Origin of the sequence: Burkholderia singularis (assembly GCF_900176645.1) — a bacterium.
Taxonomy (GTDB): domain Bacteria; phylum Pseudomonadota; class Gammaproteobacteria; order Burkholderiales; family Burkholderiaceae; genus Burkholderia; species Burkholderia singularis.
The window spans coordinates 1-1,337 of the sequence record NZ_FXAN01000017.1; the positions used below are offsets into that span (position 1 = coordinate 1).

The 1,337-nt window shown below is 65.7% G+C and carries 1 protein-coding gene; it reads left to right on the top strand.

Features of this window, described 5'->3' with window-relative positions; genetic code table 11:
* On the top strand, positions 1-1,337 hold a 1,337-nt coding region (locus tag BSIN_RS02030; RefSeq protein ID WP_089339360.1), incomplete at both ends, for an aspartate aminotransferase family protein.

The window sequence follows — 1,337 nt, forward strand, 5'->3', positions numbered from 1 at the left end:
CGCACGAGCGCCGAATACCGCGAGCTGGACGCGGCACACCACCTGCACCCGTTCTCGGACATGGGCGCGCTCAACCGCGCGGGCAGCCGCGTGATCGTGAAAGCCGAAGGCGTCTATCTGTGGGATTCGGACGGCAACCGCATCATCGACGGCATGGCCGGCCTCTGGTGCGTCAACGTCGGCTACGGCCGCAAGGAACTGGCCGACGCCGCCTACCGCCAGCTCCAGCAACTGCCGTTCTACAACACGTTCTTCAAGACCACCCATCCCCCCGTCATCGAGCTGTCCGCCCTGCTCGCCGACATCGCGCCGCCGTCGTTCAACCACTTCTTCTATTGCAACAGCGGCTCCGAAGGCAACGACACCGTGCTGCGCGTCGTTCATCAATACTGGCGCACGCAGAACCGGCCGCAGAAGAAATACGTGATCTCGCGCACCAACGGCTACCACGGCTCGACGATCGCCGGCGGCACGCTCGGCGGCATGGGCTACATGCACGAGCAGATGCCGTCGAAAGTCGAGCACATCGTTCATATCGACCAGCCGTACTTCTTCGGCGAGGCCGCCGACGGCCAGACGCCCGAGGCGTTCGGCCTCGAGCGCGCGCGGCAGCTCGAAGCGAAAATTCTCGAACTCGGCGCGCAAAACGTCGCCGCGTTCATCGGCGAGCCGTTCCAGGGCGCGGGCGGCGTGATCTTCCCGCCGTCGACGTACTGGCCGGAGATCGAGCGCATCTGCAAGCAATACGACGTGCTGCTCGTGGCCGACGAGGTGATCGGCGGCTTCGGGCGCACCGGCGAATGGTTCGCGCATCAGCACTTCGGCTTCACGCCCGATCTGATGACGCTCGCCAAGGGGTTGACGAGCGGCTACGTGCCGATGGGCGCGGTCGCGCTGTCGCAGCGCGTGGCCGGCGCGTTGATCGAGCACGGCGAGTTCAACCACGGGATGACGTATTCGGGGCATCCGGTCGCGGCGGCCGTCGCGATCGCGAATCTGACGCTGCTGCGCGACGGAAGGATCGTCGAGCGCGTCAAGCATGAGACGGGGCCGTACTTCCAGAAGCTGCTGCGCGAGACGTTCGCGAATCATCCGATCGTCGGCGAGATCGCCGGCACGGGATTGGTGGCGGGACTTCAGCTCGCACGCGACCCGCTCGCGCGCAAACGCTTCGAGAACGGCGGCGAGGTGGGCACGATCTGCCGCGATTACTGCTTCAACGGCAATCTGATCATGCGCGCAACCGGCGACCGGATGCTGCTGTCGCCGCCGCTCGTCATCTCCAAGCCCGAAATCGACGAACTCGTCGAGAAGGCGAAGCGCGCGATCGATGCGAC